The sequence below is a fragment of the Paenibacillus sp. L3-i20 genome, assembly GCF_022180385.2.
Taxonomy (GTDB): Bacteria; Bacillota; Bacilli; order Paenibacillales; family Paenibacillaceae; genus Pristimantibacillus.
Window position 1 is genome coordinate 981,641 of record NZ_BQME02000002.1, and the last position, 15,731, is coordinate 997,371.

Below are 15,731 nucleotides of genomic sequence, written 5' to 3' on the forward strand. Positions count from 1 at the left end.
TCTCCAGTTGTCTGGTAGACGATTTTATTTAATTACCAACAATTCCTACTACTTTACTTGTATTTATTTGATCATGTTACCATTACCAGTTAAAATCTGTCAATGGGCGATTTCCTAATTAAAACCCAATTGTAAAATCATCTGCTACTGGGATCTGTTCATTGGCATACTAGAATAATAAATGGAAATGGAAAAGGAGCGTCTGAGCGCTCCCTCCTTAAACGATTTATAGTCCTATTTCAGAAATAATTTGGTCAAGCGGCAACGTTTCCGTTAATTTAAATAGTTTATCTTTTTCGTTTATTTTGGAAATAACGATATAAGGATTTTCACTATTGCCGTCAACTTTTTCGATTTCTGCCGTTTCTATAATGTAATAGATTCCATCAATTGAAATAATAAAACTTGCTGTAAATACTCCAATCTCTTCAAAATACCTCACATAGTATGTTTGATCATTGTACCGTTGTTCCTCGAGTGTAGCTAATTCTGAACCGCGCAGTAATTTAATTCCATCCTCATCTGGTGGCACAGGATGGATCATCAATTGCAGACCTATTCCTTCTTTATTAAGGTAATATAAATGAAGTGAAGCAATATCTTTTGTCTTAATGTGGTCTAGGCTATATACTTTGCCGACCTCTATATTTTTGCTAATATCTTTTTCAAAGTCTTTTATGAATAGAAATGCGGAATCAAATGAACCCTCCATGATTTGTGTTGGTAGATTTATATCACTTATTTTATTTTTTAAAGAAGCAGGATCATGAAACATACCTTCCGTTCTAGTAATGATATGTTTTTGTTCACTTGTTGGACTTAGATATTGTGTGTATTGTCCAAACTTAAGACTTTCCTTTATTCTCACTATTTCTTCATTTAGCTTTTTTTTCTTCGCATTAGTCAATATTGGAGCATCATCGTTTGTTGTATTTGAATCATGGCGTTGCTCTGCAATAATTGCTTTACCTTTTGGTTTTTCATCTGTAATAGTGGTAGCTTCCTTGACCTCTGAGATCTCTTTTGTGTTCTGCGTAGTAGCATCTTTACAGCTGATTAATGAAGTGGACAAAACGATGATCATTGCTAGTAGTGTAAGGCGTTTAATGTGCACTTGTTTATCCTCCTAAAGCTATACTCTTATATATATGTTCTTGCACCATTGTGACAAGAGTTTTTACGATCAATATGTAATTAAAAGGAGGGAAAACTTCTGTTGTTCAAGAGACTCTATATTCAAGATTTATTAGTGCTCTTTAAAGATATAAACCAAGGGAGGAAAAAAATACTTAAAGCGTAATAGCAACTAACAATAATGATCCCCTCTGTTGATAGGAATAACCCTAAAAAATCAAACATTATTAATATTGCATTAGCAGCTGGAGGCAGTATGATTAAGATTGATGTCAAAATACGACTTTTTATAGTTGCAACACTCTTTGCCTCACAATGATTACATGAATAATAACCCTTCAGAGTGAAGTAAATACGTTTCATTGAAAGCTTTTTCTGACAATTAGGGCATATCATTTTACTTTTCATCCCTCTTCACCTCTAAAAATAGTTTAATCTTCGATTCCGATACAGTCAATATTTGTATTTTTATGCGAATAACTTATGTATAAATGAAAAAAGCCACTAAGCGAGCTGCTCCCGTAGGATTGCTCGACTAGTGGCATTCAATTTGTGAAGAATCTAAGGAATTACTTTCCAAACCGTTGCATTTGCTGTACCTGGTGTTTCACCTTGCGTCCACCATTTTGCTTCATAGTTTACGCCGTTATAAGTTACTTTATTTCCAGTTGTATACGCAACAGATGCGCTCCAAGCCGGATATGTTGTTGAAGCAGATGGAGTCGTAACGTTAAGGACATTGCTTGAACCAGATACATTACCTGCTGCATCAATTGCTCTTACGGAGAAAGCATAAGCAGTATTTGCAGTAAGACCCGTTACTGAATATTGAAGAGTTGTTCCTGAAACAGTTGCTACTAACGTAGTGCCACGGAAAATACGGTATCCTGTTACTCCAATATTATCTGTCGAAGCACTCCACATTAAAGGCACTGTCGTAGCTGTAGAAGTTCCCATTACGTGAAGAGTCGTCGGCGCAGTTGGGGCAATAACATCTGGTCCGCTTGAGTTAAGGGTAGTAAAGTTTGCTATATTACTTGATGAAGAAACGTTGCCTGCTTGATCAACTGCTTTTACTGAAATGGAATAAGCAGTATTTGCTGTCAGACCGCTTAAATTAAACGAAGTTGCTCCTGTTGTTGAGCCGATTTGAGTTGCGCCGTTAAAGATTCTGTAGCCAGTCACACCAACATTATCTGTTGATGCGTTCCAAGCAAGGGATGCACCTGTTGCCGAAATGCCGGAAGCTGCTAGACTAGCAGGAGCAGTTGGAGCAACATTGTCTACAGTTCCGCCAAAGTTAACATCGATTACATTATAGAATGCATTAAGCGTATTGGATACTTCCCAAACTGCAAGAATAATTTGGTATCCTGTACGGCTCGGCACGTTACATGTATCTGAATATGAAGTGCCCGGCGTACCTGAGTACGCTACGTTACAGAATGGAGTAAGATCAAATGATGCACGCGAAAGTGGTGCATTCGGATCCCAGTTTTGTTTCGTAATATAGTATTTCCAGCTAGCTGTTGCATGCGGAACTTTAATATTCCAGTTAAACGTGTTTGTACCTGCACTGATGTTTACTTTAGACCATCGTGTAGCTGATTGTTGATCCATAATTGAAAATTGTCCAACATTTGCACTAGCAATTTTTCCATCTGGAGGTCCAGCATTCGGAAAGCCCTTTAAGCCTTCTAAACTATACGGTTCATATTGGATCGATCCGCAGTTAAGATTAACTCCGCTTTCACAGAGAGCTCCGCGGCTTGATGGATTGTTAACAAATCCGTGAGCAGAAGCTTTTTGTGAAACGATAAAAAACATAGAAACTACTAGTGCTAGTATTACGCTGCCCGCTATGAGCATTTTGGCACGTCCCGGTTGGGAAAAACGTACTGTCGACATTATTCATTCCTCCATTTTCGGTTTAATTAATGTGGTTAACCTCTTTCTATCGTTCTACCTTTTCGACGTTTATATTAAACGTCTATTACCTATTGTTATGTATGTAATTGTTTCCTCCTTCCTCATGAAAGGTCGTATGGAAATCATGCTGTTCCGCTTTCGAAAAGCGAACGAACACTCCACTTTTAGAAAGCGGTTACAAAAACAAATATATGAAATACATTTGCATTAATATCTTATCCATAATTGGAAAAATGAGCAATAAACTTCTTGGCACTGTTTTCAAAAAAGATGCTCCTCCTTTAGATCGAATAAAAAAAATTAAAAAGTAAGCAATACGTCATGGATCAGGAAAAAATGACATACGAAAGCACTATATGACTTATTCCTTCATTCATTAATGCGATTAACTACATAAGTTTTTTGTCACTTTGCACCAAAAGAACTAGTCACAACTTTGTAGCTGTTCCGACATTATTCCGACATCAATGCACCTTTGACAGACTGTGTTAATATGTAAAAATTTAGATATAACTCAGTGAATATGCTTGAACCATTTTCTCAATTCGCATTTTGGGAGGTAATTGTATGAAAACAGCAATCGTTACTGGGGGCGTATCTGGTATAGATCGAGCCGTTTACATATAGTAGTTAGAAAAGATCTCCTTCATTGCCAATTATGCTTGAAAAATAAGAACATATGATCTATTATTGGTTACAGTAATTGTTTTTGTATAACTAAGGAGGATTACATGTTGCAAAATGGAATTGTACTCGTAGTTAGTGTATCAATAATGAAAGATGATAAAGTGTTGATGATTAAAGAAGAAAAGGTAGTGGCACATCATAAATGGAATTTCCCTTCGGGGCGAATTGAAATTGGAGAAGATATTCAAGCAGCTGCTAGCAGAGAAGTTAAAGAAGAAACGGGATATGACGTTAAGCTTACAAGTACTACTGGTGTATACAATTTTATTAGCAGCTTAGGCAACCATATAATTTTATTCCATTTCATTGCCCAAATTACAGGTGGTACTTTGATGCTTGAAGAAGGAATAATTGAAGGTAAATGGTTCACTTTATCAGAGCTTTTGAACCTTGATGAAACTGAGTTTAGAGATCACCAAGCACTAAAAGAAATAATAAACAATTTATCCAATGAAGTTTTTCTTCCTCTTCAAATCTATAATGTACAATTGAGAGTATAACATTACTTACATATATAAATTTGACGCAATGTTGAAACAAGCACATTTAACTTCATGAGAGGACGGTTATCATAACATGGAAATCAGAATACCGAACCTATTGGAGCTTAAGGTATTATTAGCGCTATCTCCACAAGCTATGTTTGAAGGAACAATGGGCAGAGTAAAACCTACTGAGGAGAAAATGAAACAACTTGTTGAACCGCTACTAGAAAAGGGCTGCAACTATTTAATTGCAACAGAAGATTCAAAATTATTGGGATGGGTTCTAATAGGAGCAAGTACAGACCAATTTACCGATAACGTAATTGGATTTATTTATGAGCTTTATGTTATTGAAGAGTTTAGGGGAAAGGGAATATCTAGAAAGTTGATGAATCATGCCATTGAGCAGTTGAAAATAGAAGGATATTTGGAAGTTCGTCTAGCTGTTTTTGTAGAAAACCAAGCTATCCAACTCTACGAAAAATTAGGTTTTTCAAAAAGAAATATAACGATGAGTTTACCGTTGTGATAATTATTTAATGTGTTTGATAAATGAAATGAAGTGATCTGTTCATCGTTAATGATTAGTAGATCACTTCAATATAAAAAAGAGATGACACAAAAGTCATCTCTTTCAAGCTTCAATTAAAAATTAGTAGCGATTGCAGCAGTTTCTGCTAATCCTTTTGCAATAATATCACCGGATTGGTCTTTAAATTGATTATGACCTTCAATAACAACCTCTTCAGCATTGATTCCAAATAGGCCAAGTGCTGCTTTTATTGGTCTAATTGCTGATTCAAATGCAGACATTGGCTCCACGGAGTATACTCCGCCACGTGCATTTAGCAATACTACTTTTTTGTCGCCTAAAAGACCTACTGGACCTTCCGCAGTGTATTTAAACGCTTTGCCAGCCTGTGCAATGTAAGATAAATAAGTTGTCAGTGGTGCAGGAGCAGCGAAGTTCCAAAGTGGGAACGCAATAACAACTTTATCTGCTGCTTGAAATTGATCCATATAACGATTAGCAATATCTGCTGCCTTCTGCTCTACTTCTGTCAATGGGAAACCTTGAGCTAATTTAAATAGACCAGTTATCGTATCATTTCCGTAGTAAGGAAGCTCAACATTGAATAGGTCAAGTTCAGTGATGGAATCTGATTCATGAGTTTCCTTATACGTATTTAGAAATTTTTCATACATTTGTACACTTACCGCTTGATCAGCGGGACGATCATTTACTTTAATAAACAGTACGTTAGCCATGCATTAATCTCTCCCTTAATTCCTCTTTTGTATGTTGCATTCGGTTGCGATATTGGGATGGATTGTAAATTACGTTTTAATGTGCCTGTTGAAAGCACAATAATCCCCAAAAAAATATGCAACTGTCTAAAGCACATTATAGGGATATTTATTAGAAAATTCAAGTGGAATATTTTAAGGTGATTTAATAACTAACATTGCTTACATTAATTTTATTTAGTATATTAGGAATCTACTTTCAATGGAGGTGGATCATTTATGCGTTATTACAAACCAATTGAGATCGCTCGTGAGCTTGGTATTAGTACAAGTGCTCTGCGTCACTATGAGTCGTGGGGTGTCATTCCTATTCCTGAACGGGCTGCCAATGGGTACCGGCTATATACAGAAATACATGTTGCTTACTTCCGCTGTCTTCGCAAAATGGCATCTGGTTACGGAATTGGCATTACGTGTGAAGTACTCCGTTATGTTCAAAAGTCTGATATGGATGCGGCTTTTTGGTTAGTGAAGAAACAACAAGCACTTCTTGAGCAAGAGAAAACGGTTGCTGATCAAACGTTATCATTACTCCAACAACCGACATTGCAGCTCACAGTTCATAAAAAAACTAAAACTCATATGTCTATTGGTGAAGTTGCCGCTTTTACTAAAGTTCAAACGTCAGCAATTCGTCATTGGGAGAAAGAAGGCCTTCTTACTCCTCTGCGTGATCCGGACAACGGATACAGAGTGTTTACTCCAACTCATGTCAGACAAATTCTACTCATTAACACTTTGCGAAGAACCGTTTATTTCTTAGAAAACATGAAAGAAATTGTACATGCTTTGGAGCATCAAAACTTGGATAAAGCAAAGGAAGTAACTGTACAAGCTCTAGCTAGCATTCATGAGCGCAATCGCGAACAGTTTTATGGTGCTCATCAATTAGTGGAGTTATGTAAAGCTGTTGGTCTTATTAAAACATGAGGCTGCACAGGAGTCAGCCTCATGTTGCGTTTAATCCGTTAGCTATTTTTTTGCTGAATCTCCTCAAGCAATTGCTCAATAAACGATTCTACAGTTCTCGAACCAATGTCACCTTCACCACGCTTACGCACGGAGATCAGCTCATTCGTCCTCTCGTTTTCGCCTAAAACGATCATATATGGAACTTTCGTAAGCTGTGCTTCACGAATCTTAAATCCTAGTTTCTCGTAACGAGCGTCCACCTCTACCCTTATTCCGTGCTCGCTAAGCGATTGTTTCACTTCTAATGCATAGCTTAAATCAATATCTGACACAGGTAATATTTTCACTTGAAGTGGTGATAGCCATAGTGGGAAATGACCGCTATAGTGCTCCGTCAATATTCCTATAAACCTCTCCATGGAGCCATAAACTGCACGATGAATGACGACCGGCCTATGCCTTTGATTGTCCTCACCAATATATGAAAGCTCGAACTTTTCTGGCATTTGAAAGTCGAGTTGTATCGTCCCACATTGCCAGCTCCGTTTAAGTGCGTCTTGAATGTGAAAGTCAATTTTTGGTCCATAAAAAGCTCCATCGCCTTCATTAATTCGATACGGAATTGCTAAACTTTCTAAAACACGTTGCAAAGCTGACTCAGCTTCGCCCCATAGTTGTTCTGATCCCATATAATCATCTGGTCTTGTAGACAGCTCAATCGTGTAACTGAAGCCAAACACCTTGTACATATCGCTTATTTGAGAAATCACGGAGCTTATTTCACTTTCAATCTGATCCGGGCGGACAAAGATATGTGCATCATCTTGACAAAATGTCCGTACACGAGACATCCCATTAAGTGCTCCTGAAGCTTCATGTCGATGAACCTGTCCAAATTCTGCAAGACGAATCGGTAGTTCCTTATAAGAGTGAAGCTGATTTTTATAAATAATCATATGGCCAGGACAGTTCATCGGTTTAAGCGCATACTTTGTATCATCAACATCTGTGAAGTACATATTATCTTTGTAGTGCTCCCAGTGACCGGACTGTTCCCACATGCGTTGATTCATCATTAGAGGTGTCCGTACTTCCGAATAACTATTTCGCTGTTGAAATTGTCTTGAGAAACTTTCAAGCTGGTTGCGAAGCACCATCCCATTATGCAAATAAAACGGCATCCCTGGAGCTTCCTCTGAGAACATAAACAGCTGCAGCTCTTTGCCTAACTTTCGATGATCACGTTTCTTAGCCTCTTCAAGAAGGAATAGATGTTCATCCAATTGTGCTTGCTTCGGAAATGCTGTTCCATAAATGCGCTGAAGCATTTTGTTATTGGAGTCACCTCTCCAGTAAGCTCCTGCTGTACTAAGTAGTTTAAATGCTTTTATTCGCCCAGTTGAAGGAAGATGTGGACCTCTGCAAAGGTCCGAAAACTCACCTTGTTCGTAAATTGAGATAATGGCATCCATCGGCAGGTTTTCAATTAGCTCCACCTTCAAATGTTCTCCGCTTATCCCAAACAACGCAAGTGCCTCTTCTCTGTTAACTTCACGCCGACGAATCGGCAAGTTCTCCTTAACTATAACCAACATTTCTTTCTCAATCTTTGTTAGATCGCCTTGTGTCAACGGCTGCTCAATATCAATGTCGTAATAAAAGCCGTCTGTAATGACAGGCCCGATTCCGAGCTTCACAACATTATTGCCATAAATACGTTTAAGTGCCTGCACCAACAGATGTGCTGTACTATGGCGGTACACCTCTAATCCATCCCCACTATCGATTGTTATCATTTCTAATGTTGAATGAGCAAGGATGGGTGTATTGCTGTCTACTACTGTTCCGTTCAGCTTACCGGCGATAGTGTTTTTCCTAAGATTAGTAGACATTGCCCCTGCCAGTTCTTCAATTGTAATGCCTGCTTCAACCTCTTTTACTGCGCCATCTGGTAATGTAACTCTAATAACCATTTCCTTCACCTTCCTGATTTTTGAGATCAAGTCTAGGGAAATGCGCACAAAAAAAGCACGCATCCCGCAAAGGGACGAGTGCTTGTATACTCGTGGTTCCACCCTAATTCTGGTCTCATAATAAATCAAGACCCTCATTGGCATCCTGTAACGGGGATCAATCGGTGACGATTACTAAAGTTTGCATAGAGCAAACCGATTCCACGTCACAGCTACAAAGGGGTAACTTCAACTTCATCGCTGAAGGAGCTTGCAGCAATCGCCCCTCTCTCTGTGCAGGTTGAATGTTGGAGTCTTGTCTTTGATCTTCGCCTTAGTTAGTATTGCTTGATGTGAATTATATAAGCCATTGGAATGATATGTCAAGCCCGTTTTATGCAGTTAATTCAGATTTCATTTTCGGTTTAAAGGCAAATCCAAGTAAAGCAAAGACGAGAAATGCCGATCCCAAAAATAGAAAAATACTGTATGGAGCTATATATTTGATACCAAATCCACCAAGTGTAGGACCCAAGATACTACCTATACTAAAGTGAATCGATGTGAGTATATTAGCAGCAGGCAATATAGAGCGCGGTAAAACATCAGCTGCGTAGGCTAGTCCTAATGAATAGAACGAACCAACTACTCCTCCAGAAATAATAAACAATACAAATAGAAGCGGGATGTTGTCGTGTGCTACAGGAATCAAACTAAATGTAATTGATCCAACAATTCCGCATGCTATCAAAATAGGTTTTCGACCGATTTTGTCACTCCAAATACCGAGTGGTAATTGCAGAATTAAGCTGCCAATACCAAATGAAACGAGCAGTAATGAAATCCATTGTTGTCCCAAATCAATTCGCATGCCATATAATGGGAAGTTACTGTTCATGGAAGCTTCCATCAATCCAAATAGGAAACCTGGTATGAGAACAAACCATGCTATTCGATATGTCTTGACAAATCGATTCCCTGTAGCTTCACTCAATTTAGGCGCTTCAGGCAGCTCATTTTTCATCCGTAGTACAAGTAATAACACTGTAATGAAAAATGTTCCAGAAACTAGGAATGGAACTGCTTTGCCGAATTGTAATAGGTTGATTCCGAGCGGTCCTAAACTAAATCCTAAGCCATACGACATTCCATAAAGCGATATAAACCTACCCCTTTTATTGGCAGGACTTGAACTAACGATCCAAAGTTGAGTTGAATAATGCAGCGCACTATCTCCTACACCAACTAGCAACCGTAAAATAAACCAAATGGTTAGCGAATCTGTAACCGGAAAAAGTAAGTTAGACGTCGTTACTAGTGCAATACCTACGACAATAACCTTTTTGTAACCAAATCGTCTGACTGGCCTCTCAATAAAAAACATCGTACAAAATATGCCGATGTACATTGCAGCTGAGTTAATGCCATTTAGATCCGATGAAACCCCTTTTTGTTCTAGCATAATGGACAGTAGTGGTAGTAGAAGCCCCTGACTTAAACCCGCAACTACAACGACAAGCAGTAGTGTAATTAAACGATATGGATTAGATAATTGTGATGTATTTCCTTGCGATAACAAACCTGTTGCACTCTCCTTGAGTTCTGAAAACTCTTGATGTATATCCTACACTTTTGTGTTTGGATGCTATGATGATAAAGTTAGTTCCTTATACATTGCTATAAAAGCTTGTGGATCACCATGAACGTTATATGAGAATACGCCTTGTTGCGTATGTAAATAAAGCAACCCCTCATCTCCCCCCATTCGCCGGAAGGAAAGATCATGAATGTCCTCTATTGCAAATTCTCGATGCGCAGTTACAATTTTGTTCACATAAAGATACATGGAACGATCCTCTTTGATTGTCTTCATTTCTATGCCAGATAATACTCTTTCAACTTTGTAATAGGACTGTATAGCGATCCATTTCATTCACAAACCTCTCTTTCTCTACTCATGAAAAAAAGGAGCGAACGCATCGCTCCATTTACTCGATTAACGGCATATGTCGGATTATTGTGGCGCTAACTGATTGATCTGAGCTAACAACTCGTTGATCTTATTTAAAGATTCTGGAATGCCTGTTGATTCAAAAGCGGCTCTTCCTTGTTCAATATTTGTTAAAGCTTTATCAATGCCTCCTTGCAGTGTCTCGTTATACTGCACGATAGATTGATGTATTTGAGTTGCGTAATCAGGTACTGTGATACCTTCATAATTTACAACTTGTTCTTTCAAGTCAGTTAACTTTTGTGTCAAATCAGTACGAGCATCAATGTCTGTTAATGCCTTTTCTGCCAACCCAGTCATCTCTTGTCCGAAATCAGTAACTGTTTGCATATAGTTAGTTGTCTCAGTTGTGAAATTAACGGTTTGTTCGACACTTTCAAATAATCCGCAACCTGGCAAAATAAACAGCGCCATAGCCATTAGTATCGTTAAACCCTTTGTTTTCATTTCGAATCCAGCCCCTTTATATTGTCATTTCTGATGGTATGTTCTAGGTACGTCTTATTGATATACCCATTTTATACTATACGGAAACGTCAAACACTGGTTTCATCTGTACTTTTTCCATCATTACATTATATCTCGACACGTGCACGGTTTCAATCGGAAGAAATTAGCCGAAATGAAATACCCCGAGCCTCAGTAGCGCGGGGGTAGTTAGGACAAACTAATTAACGTTATTAACTACTTTAAACTCGACCAAATAATTTGTTTCGTACCTAGAATAGAAAGCGGAACCCATGAATAGATGGAAGGTACGAACATGATGACGACCATATCTTCGACTGGATCAACGAAAATACCAGAACGCCCTGCTCCTTCCATCTGGTATGTTCCAATAGATTCAAAGGATAAATGGTCAATCGATAAATCTATACCTAAAGCGTGCCCTTTGTCTTTGATTTTACCACCCCAGTGATAGGCTGGAACGTTGAACAAATGGCGTTTCGTAAGTAACTCGACAGACTTTCTACCTAATACACGCTGTCCTTCGAGTACGCCCCCATTCAGTAGCATTTGACCAACTTTCCAAAGATCATACATCGTTGAATAGAGACCGCTATCTGACTTCGGTGGCCGCTCTTCACCCTCTGGATATGTTCTGCTTAATGAATCGATATCGTATTGATCTACTGTTAGAACTTCAGAATGCAGATACTCTGGTACATTGAAGAAAGTGCGCTCCAAATGAAGCGGGTTTATGATATGTTCTGTTACGAAATCCTCATATGACATCCCGGATATTCGACTAATAATTTCTCCAAGTATTGCGAATCCAACAGTTGAATAGTTATAAGCTTCGCCCGGCTGACAGATGAGCGTACCTTGTAATATTTTACGTATCCAACCGTCAGTCCCGCGAGCACCCCACCATTCACGAGGATAGGGCTCATTGTAATAACCAGATACGGGCATAATGCCAGATGTATGAGTTAAAACATGAAAAATGCTAATAGTTTGGTGGGTTGGGTTATCGAATTCTTTAATAATTGTTGCAACAGGCTGATCAATAAATAATTTGCCGTCTTCAATTAGTTTGACGATGGAAATAGCGGTGAACATTTTTGTAATGGATGAAAGTTTGCGAATCGAATCAGGCTGAAGTTCACCTTCGTTCTTTACACCATTTAGCGTGCCCATCGTCCTTGCTGCTACAATTTTGCCATGTCTTGATACGAGATATCCAGCGCCTTGAATTTGCTCTTGTATAAATAAATTTTCAAAATGTTTATCTAGCTTATTAAGTTGTGTAGAATCCATCCCCACATCTTCAGGTGCAGCATCTAGAGGTCCTTCAATGATTCGCCAATTCGTAATCACTTCGTTCATCCAATTCCCCTACCCTTCATCTCATTAGAAATATATTGTAATTGATGGTATATATTTCAGTCTATACGAATTACAATTGTCTCTTACTTAGTATCACAAATCGATGATAACTATCATTTGATTACATGCTTGCAATCTAATTGCTTTACAGTTTTTTTGTTAATGGCATTAACTATTTATTTTGTATATTGCTATTTCAGTCACACATTGATAACAAAGCTGCCATTTCAATAGCTCTAACGAGTCATCTAGATTTTGCTATTTGAACGGTATAATAATGACTATAAAGTAGGAATTTATTCTTTCATTATTTTCAAAAAAGGGGTTTTGATATGTCAAAGTGGGTGATGGCGGCAATTGCAGGCTCAGCTGGACTTTTGGCGATTTATCTTTTGTTATTTCAACTGCCGCCCAAAGAGGAAGCCGTTGAACCATCAAGGACATCGATTCCAATTACGACTGTAGACATTGCTAGTGCGGAATCGGTATACAAAAGCAACTGTATGTCTTGTCACGGTGATCAATATCAAGGCTCCATGGGTCCCGCGCTTAAACAGGTAGGTAACGAGATGAGTCGTGAGGAAATTTATAAAAAGATCGTTGCTGGAGGCGGAGGAATGCCTAGCTTCAAAGGACGTATAGAAGATGAAGAGATAATTAATCTTACGAATTGGCTTGCAGATTTTAAATAAACTTGGCATTAACATAGATTACAAACGAAATGAGACTGTCTCAATAGTGATCGATACCTAAAATGATTGATGCAACAAGGGTATCTTCCACAGGCGATGACAGTCTCATTTTTTGCTTATAAACAGCTTTGAGGTTGCAGTTACTACCACCCCAGTCGTTCCCTTAAAGATGTAATATGAGCGAGATGATGTCTTCCATGCCAGCAATAAACGCCTAAATTTGTGTTCAAGGAGATGATTTCCTTAGACTCGGGGTGGAAAAAAGTGCGCTCAAATTGCTCATCCGTCATAGTTGTAAGTAAAGTGACCCATCTACGGTGCAATACTTCTAATAACTTCAATGACGTTTCAATAGGCTCATCAAAGGTATCTGAAAGTTCTGCCCAACGATCCTCAAAATATGGTCTAATTGTTGGGTTTTGTTCAGTTAGGGCAAGCTTGAAGCGAATATAGCTGTTCATATGGCTATCAGCAATATGATGAATGACTTGTTTAATATTCCATCCACCTTCTCGATAAGGTGTACGTAATTGTTCTTCCGTTAAACCGACTACAGCCTCAATTAATTTCGTCGGTAACTCAGCAATTTGATCAATCCACAGTTTCCGTTGCTCTAAGTCGATTACACTATTATAATCAAATGTCCCAATTGGAAATCGAATATCCATTCAAACACCCCTTTTTATTAGACTAGTAATTTCTATTCCCTTGTGATGATTAATATTAACATGCTCGCAGTCACTTGCGAATACAGGAAATTACCAAAGGTTTGTATGATTTGAATAATGCGATTTCATTTGATTATATTCTGCCAAATGCTCTGAGTGTAACAAGCCGATCCACTGTTAATGAACCACGCCATTCCAGACCCGCTATAGAACTTGTTTCTGGAAAACTAATAAGCCATCCACCGTCTTCCTGCTGTTGCTCAATTAGTGCATCCAAGTGCAACTCAATTTCCTCATCAGTAACGAATTTTCTAGCATAACTAGTTGGACTTGAAACATAATCCAGTACTTTTTGTACATATCCTTCAGCATATGGATCACGTTCAATAACACCTGGTTTCGCCAGCCACTCATCTAGCCGTTTCTTAACAGGGATTGCTCGAGCTTGATCCGGGGCTTGTTCCAAAAAGGAAATCCATTGTACAACATCGTGATATTCAGTAGGCTCCCTATGCTCTATTGATTGCCAAACATATTCTGCATTTCGTGAAAACCATGCCTCTTTAAGCAAATCAGGACCTACTTTTAGTTTCAATAAAAGTGCTACAATATTTCCTGTCGGATTAAGTGAGGCAATGTCATCGGACTCAATATTCCACCATGGTGCATGTGGAAAGTCTAGTAAGTTTCGGAATGCTAGAGGCAGCCCACCTTCTTTTAGCGTGATATGCTCTAGATACCGAAAAATTCCGTCCATTATTTTAGTATCAATTGCACCTATTGCATCCATCGTATGTAAAGCGACTTCGGTAGGGACTGGCTGACTGTGTGGGCAACGTATATCCGGTTCAAGCCCATTTCCGAATCCTCCATCCGCATTTTGATAAGCTTGAAGTGCTTTTAATACTGCATCTTGCGACCCATCTTCAAAAAAATAGCTGAACCGTTGCCGATCAATTAATCTTGCATTGTTATAAATAAATTGACGTGCACGCTCCAAAATTGTAATTGACTCCATCATACTCATCCTCCTAAGTTTTATTTGGTTCGAAAACATGTTAAACAGACCTGTAGCGATTACAAATCTGTGAGGCTAACTCAAACAACTCGTCCTTGAGTGAAAGTGGCTCAATAACCTCTGCGTCAAGACCTAATTTGTAGAAAAATGAAATTGCCCACTTCCATTCAGAAATTGGACAATTAAATGAAAGCTGCCATTCATTCTCATCAACATGCCTAACGTACTGACCGATGTCAGGATCTTGTTCCGCAATAAGCGCTCCTCGATAAGACAGCTTAGCGTGTATAAAAATTGTTTCGGTTACTTTCCTCTCACCTGCTAATGGCATATCACAATTTGGTTTAGTTACTTGTCCATTATCCGCCTTCTTAATATCAAAAAAGCGATCAATTCGGAAAGTCCGCCTCTCTTCATGTTGAATGGAGTAGGCTTCACAATACCAGAAACCATATGCCGTGTAGACTCGCTCTGGGTGCAGCTGCAACCATCTTTGATTGCGCTCTGACCGATAATTGACATGAATCCACGATGAGTCTGATAAATACGAGAGAAGCTCTTCCAGTAGTGGGGTTTCTTGAGTTCGAATGGGCACATCCATGTCTAGTCGTTCTAACATCGGCTCAACCTTTTCGATAAGACTGGTCGGAAGTGTGGCTCTTATCTTGTCCATTACGGTCCAACGTGCTTGCTTGAAAGGCGTGTCCTTTAGCTTCGTTAAGGCATTTAGAGCGAACAGGATGGTCAGTGCTTCTTGGGCGTCGAATTGTAATGGTGGTAATTGGTAACCATCCATCATCTTAAACCCACCAGACGGACCAGTAGAAGCATAAAGCGGGATACCTATCTCAGAGAGTGCTTGCATATCTCGCAGTATTGTTCGTTTGGATACTTCAAACTTGGTTGCCAATGATTGAGCAGTTTCCGATCGTTGCTGCAGAGCTATTATAATCGCCATGAGTCTGTCTGATCTTTTCACCAGAATCCCCTCCTCCACAAACAAAGTATAGCATCGTATTGATGACAGCTTATATGTCACTATTTATTAGTCTTAGCTAATAAAATCGCAAATCGCTTACGATGGTAGGAAAAAAGCCGCGATATG

At 38.8% G+C, this 15,731-nt stretch carries 15 protein-coding genes; 4 read left to right on the forward strand and 11 right to left on the reverse strand.

The genetic code is table 11. The features are described from left to right. Positions 1-226 precede the first annotated feature (226 nt). Together MFF31_RS17855 and MFF31_RS17860 are read right to left on the reverse strand one after the other, a co-directional pair. Entirely contained in the window at positions 227-1,114 is an 888-nt protein-coding gene (locus MFF31_RS17855) for a hypothetical protein (protein ID WP_238189684.1), read from the reverse strand. Positions 1,115-1,695: 581 nt separating this feature from the next. Beyond that, the gene (locus tag MFF31_RS17860; protein ID WP_238189686.1) at positions 1,696-3,042 is read right to left on the reverse strand and encodes a lytic polysaccharide monooxygenase; all 1,347 of its coding nucleotides are present in this window, start codon (positions 3,040-3,042) and stop codon (positions 1,696-1,698) included. 752 nt (positions 3,043-3,794) lie between these two features. Between MFF31_RS17860 and MFF31_RS17865 the strand changes: the two genes are divergently transcribed. Both MFF31_RS17865 and MFF31_RS17870 read left to right on the forward strand, forming a co-directional pair. Further along, positions 3,795-4,250 (forward strand): NUDIX hydrolase, encoded by a 456-nt coding sequence (locus MFF31_RS17865; RefSeq protein WP_238189688.1) that lies wholly within the window; start codon positions 3,795-3,797, stop codon positions 4,248-4,250. A 76-nt stretch (positions 4,251-4,326) separates the two neighbouring features. Next, the gene (locus tag MFF31_RS17870; protein ID WP_238189690.1) at positions 4,327-4,764 is read left to right on the forward strand and encodes a GNAT family N-acetyltransferase; all 438 of its coding nucleotides are present in this window, start codon (positions 4,327-4,329) and stop codon (positions 4,762-4,764) included. A gap of 116 nt (positions 4,765-4,880) precedes the next feature. Here the strand turns inward: MFF31_RS17870 and MFF31_RS17875 are convergent, their stop codons facing one another. After that, complete coding sequence (locus tag MFF31_RS17875) at positions 4,881-5,504, reverse strand: FMN-dependent NADH-azoreductase (RefSeq protein ID WP_238189691.1); 624 nt, start codon at positions 5,502-5,504, stop codon at positions 4,881-4,883. Between the two features lie 258 nt (positions 5,505-5,762). On the opposite strand from MFF31_RS17875, the gene MFF31_RS17880 reads away from it, so the two are divergent. Then, positions 5,763-6,473 carry a TioE family transcriptional regulator gene (locus MFF31_RS17880; protein ID WP_238189692.1) on the forward strand — a complete coding sequence of 237 codons (711 nt, stop codon included), beginning with the start codon at positions 5,763-5,765 and terminating at the stop codon, positions 6,471-6,473. A 38-nt stretch (positions 6,474-6,511) separates the two neighbouring features. On the opposite strand, the gene thrS is transcribed toward MFF31_RS17880, so the two are convergent. The 5 genes from thrS to MFF31_RS17905 all read right to left on the reverse strand — a co-directional run bounded on the left by thrS (position 6,512) and on the right by MFF31_RS17905 (position 12,248). After that, positions 6,512-8,428, reverse strand: coding sequence for a threonine--tRNA ligase (thrS, locus tag MFF31_RS17885; RefSeq protein ID WP_238189694.1), 1,917 nt, complete (start codon positions 8,426-8,428; stop codon positions 6,512-6,514). 373 nt (positions 8,429-8,801) lie between these two features. After that, entirely contained in the window at positions 8,802-9,986 is a 1,185-nt protein-coding gene (locus MFF31_RS17890) for an MFS transporter (protein ID WP_238189696.1), read from the reverse strand. A 66-nt stretch (positions 9,987-10,052) separates the two neighbouring features. Then, the gene (locus MFF31_RS17895; protein WP_238189697.1) at positions 10,053-10,340 is read right to left on the reverse strand and encodes a hypothetical protein; all 288 of its coding nucleotides are present in this window, start codon (positions 10,338-10,340) and stop codon (positions 10,053-10,055) included. An 81-nt stretch (positions 10,341-10,421) separates the two neighbouring features. Further along, entirely contained in the window at positions 10,422-10,865 is a 444-nt protein-coding gene (locus MFF31_RS17900) for a DUF6376 family protein (RefSeq protein ID WP_238189699.1), read from the reverse strand. A 237-nt stretch (positions 10,866-11,102) separates the two neighbouring features. Beyond that, positions 11,103-12,248 carry a serine hydrolase domain-containing protein gene (locus tag MFF31_RS17905; protein WP_238189700.1) on the reverse strand — a complete coding sequence of 382 codons (1,146 nt, stop codon included), beginning with the start codon at positions 12,246-12,248 and terminating at the stop codon, positions 11,103-11,105. Positions 12,249-12,580: 332 nt separating this feature from the next. Between MFF31_RS17905 and MFF31_RS17910 the strand changes: the two genes are divergently transcribed. Then, positions 12,581-12,940: a c-type cytochrome gene (locus tag MFF31_RS17910; RefSeq protein ID WP_238189701.1), complete on the forward strand. Its 360-nt coding sequence runs from the start codon at positions 12,581-12,583 to the stop codon at positions 12,938-12,940. Positions 12,941-13,083: 143 nt separating this feature from the next. Here MFF31_RS17910 and MFF31_RS17915 read toward each other — a convergent pair whose 3' ends face one another. The 3 genes from MFF31_RS17915 to MFF31_RS17925 form a co-directional block, all read right to left on the reverse strand. Beyond that, a complete protein-coding gene (locus MFF31_RS17915) occupies positions 13,084-13,608 on the reverse strand; it encodes a YfiT family bacillithiol transferase (RefSeq protein ID WP_238189702.1) in 525 nt (174 codons plus the stop codon). Positions 13,609-13,741: 133 nt separating this feature from the next. Then, on the reverse strand, positions 13,742-14,629 hold the full coding sequence (locus MFF31_RS17920; RefSeq protein ID WP_309296687.1) for a hypothetical protein: 888 nt from the start codon (positions 14,627-14,629) through the stop codon (positions 13,742-13,744). A 37-nt stretch (positions 14,630-14,666) separates the two neighbouring features. Continuing rightward, positions 14,667-15,605 (reverse strand): helix-turn-helix transcriptional regulator, encoded by a 939-nt coding sequence (locus MFF31_RS17925; protein WP_238189703.1) that lies wholly within the window; start codon positions 15,603-15,605, stop codon positions 14,667-14,669. Between the last annotated feature and the right edge of the window lie 126 nt (positions 15,606-15,731).

Coding starts and splice junctions, on each gene's coding strand:
- MFF31_RS17860 (WP_238189686.1), bottom strand. CDS start 3,042: ATGTCGACAGTACGTTTTTCCCAACCGGGACGTGCCAAAATGCTCATA.
- MFF31_RS17865 (WP_238189688.1), top strand. CDS start 3,795: ATGTTGCAAAATGGAATTGTACTCGTAGTTAGTGTATCAATAATGAAA.
- MFF31_RS17870 (WP_238189690.1), top strand. CDS start 4,327: ATGGAAATCAGAATACCGAACCTATTGGAGCTTAAGGTATTATTAGCG.
- MFF31_RS17875 (WP_238189691.1), bottom strand. CDS start 5,504: ATGGCTAACGTACTGTTTATTAAAGTAAATGATCGTCCCGCTGATCAA.
- MFF31_RS17880 (WP_238189692.1), top strand. CDS start 5,763: ATGCGTTATTACAAACCAATTGAGATCGCTCGTGAGCTTGGTATTAGT.
- thrS (WP_238189694.1), bottom strand. CDS start 8,428: ATGGTTATTAGAGTTACATTACCAGATGGCGCAGTAAAAGAGGTTGAA.
- MFF31_RS17895 (WP_238189697.1), bottom strand. CDS start 10,340: ATGAAATGGATCGCTATACAGTCCTATTACAAAGTTGAAAGAGTATTA.
- MFF31_RS17900 (WP_238189699.1), bottom strand. CDS start 10,865: ATGAAAACAAAGGGTTTAACGATACTAATGGCTATGGCGCTGTTTATT.
- MFF31_RS17905 (WP_238189700.1), bottom strand. CDS start 12,248: ATGAACGAAGTGATTACGAATTGGCGAATCATTGAAGGACCTCTAGAT.
- MFF31_RS17910 (WP_238189701.1), top strand. CDS start 12,581: ATGTCAAAGTGGGTGATGGCGGCAATTGCAGGCTCAGCTGGACTTTTG.
- MFF31_RS17915 (WP_238189702.1), bottom strand. CDS start 13,608: ATGGATATTCGATTTCCAATTGGGACATTTGATTATAATAGTGTAATC.
- MFF31_RS17920 (WP_309296687.1), bottom strand. CDS start 14,629: ATGATGGAGTCAATTACAATTTTGGAGCGTGCACGTCAATTTATTTAT.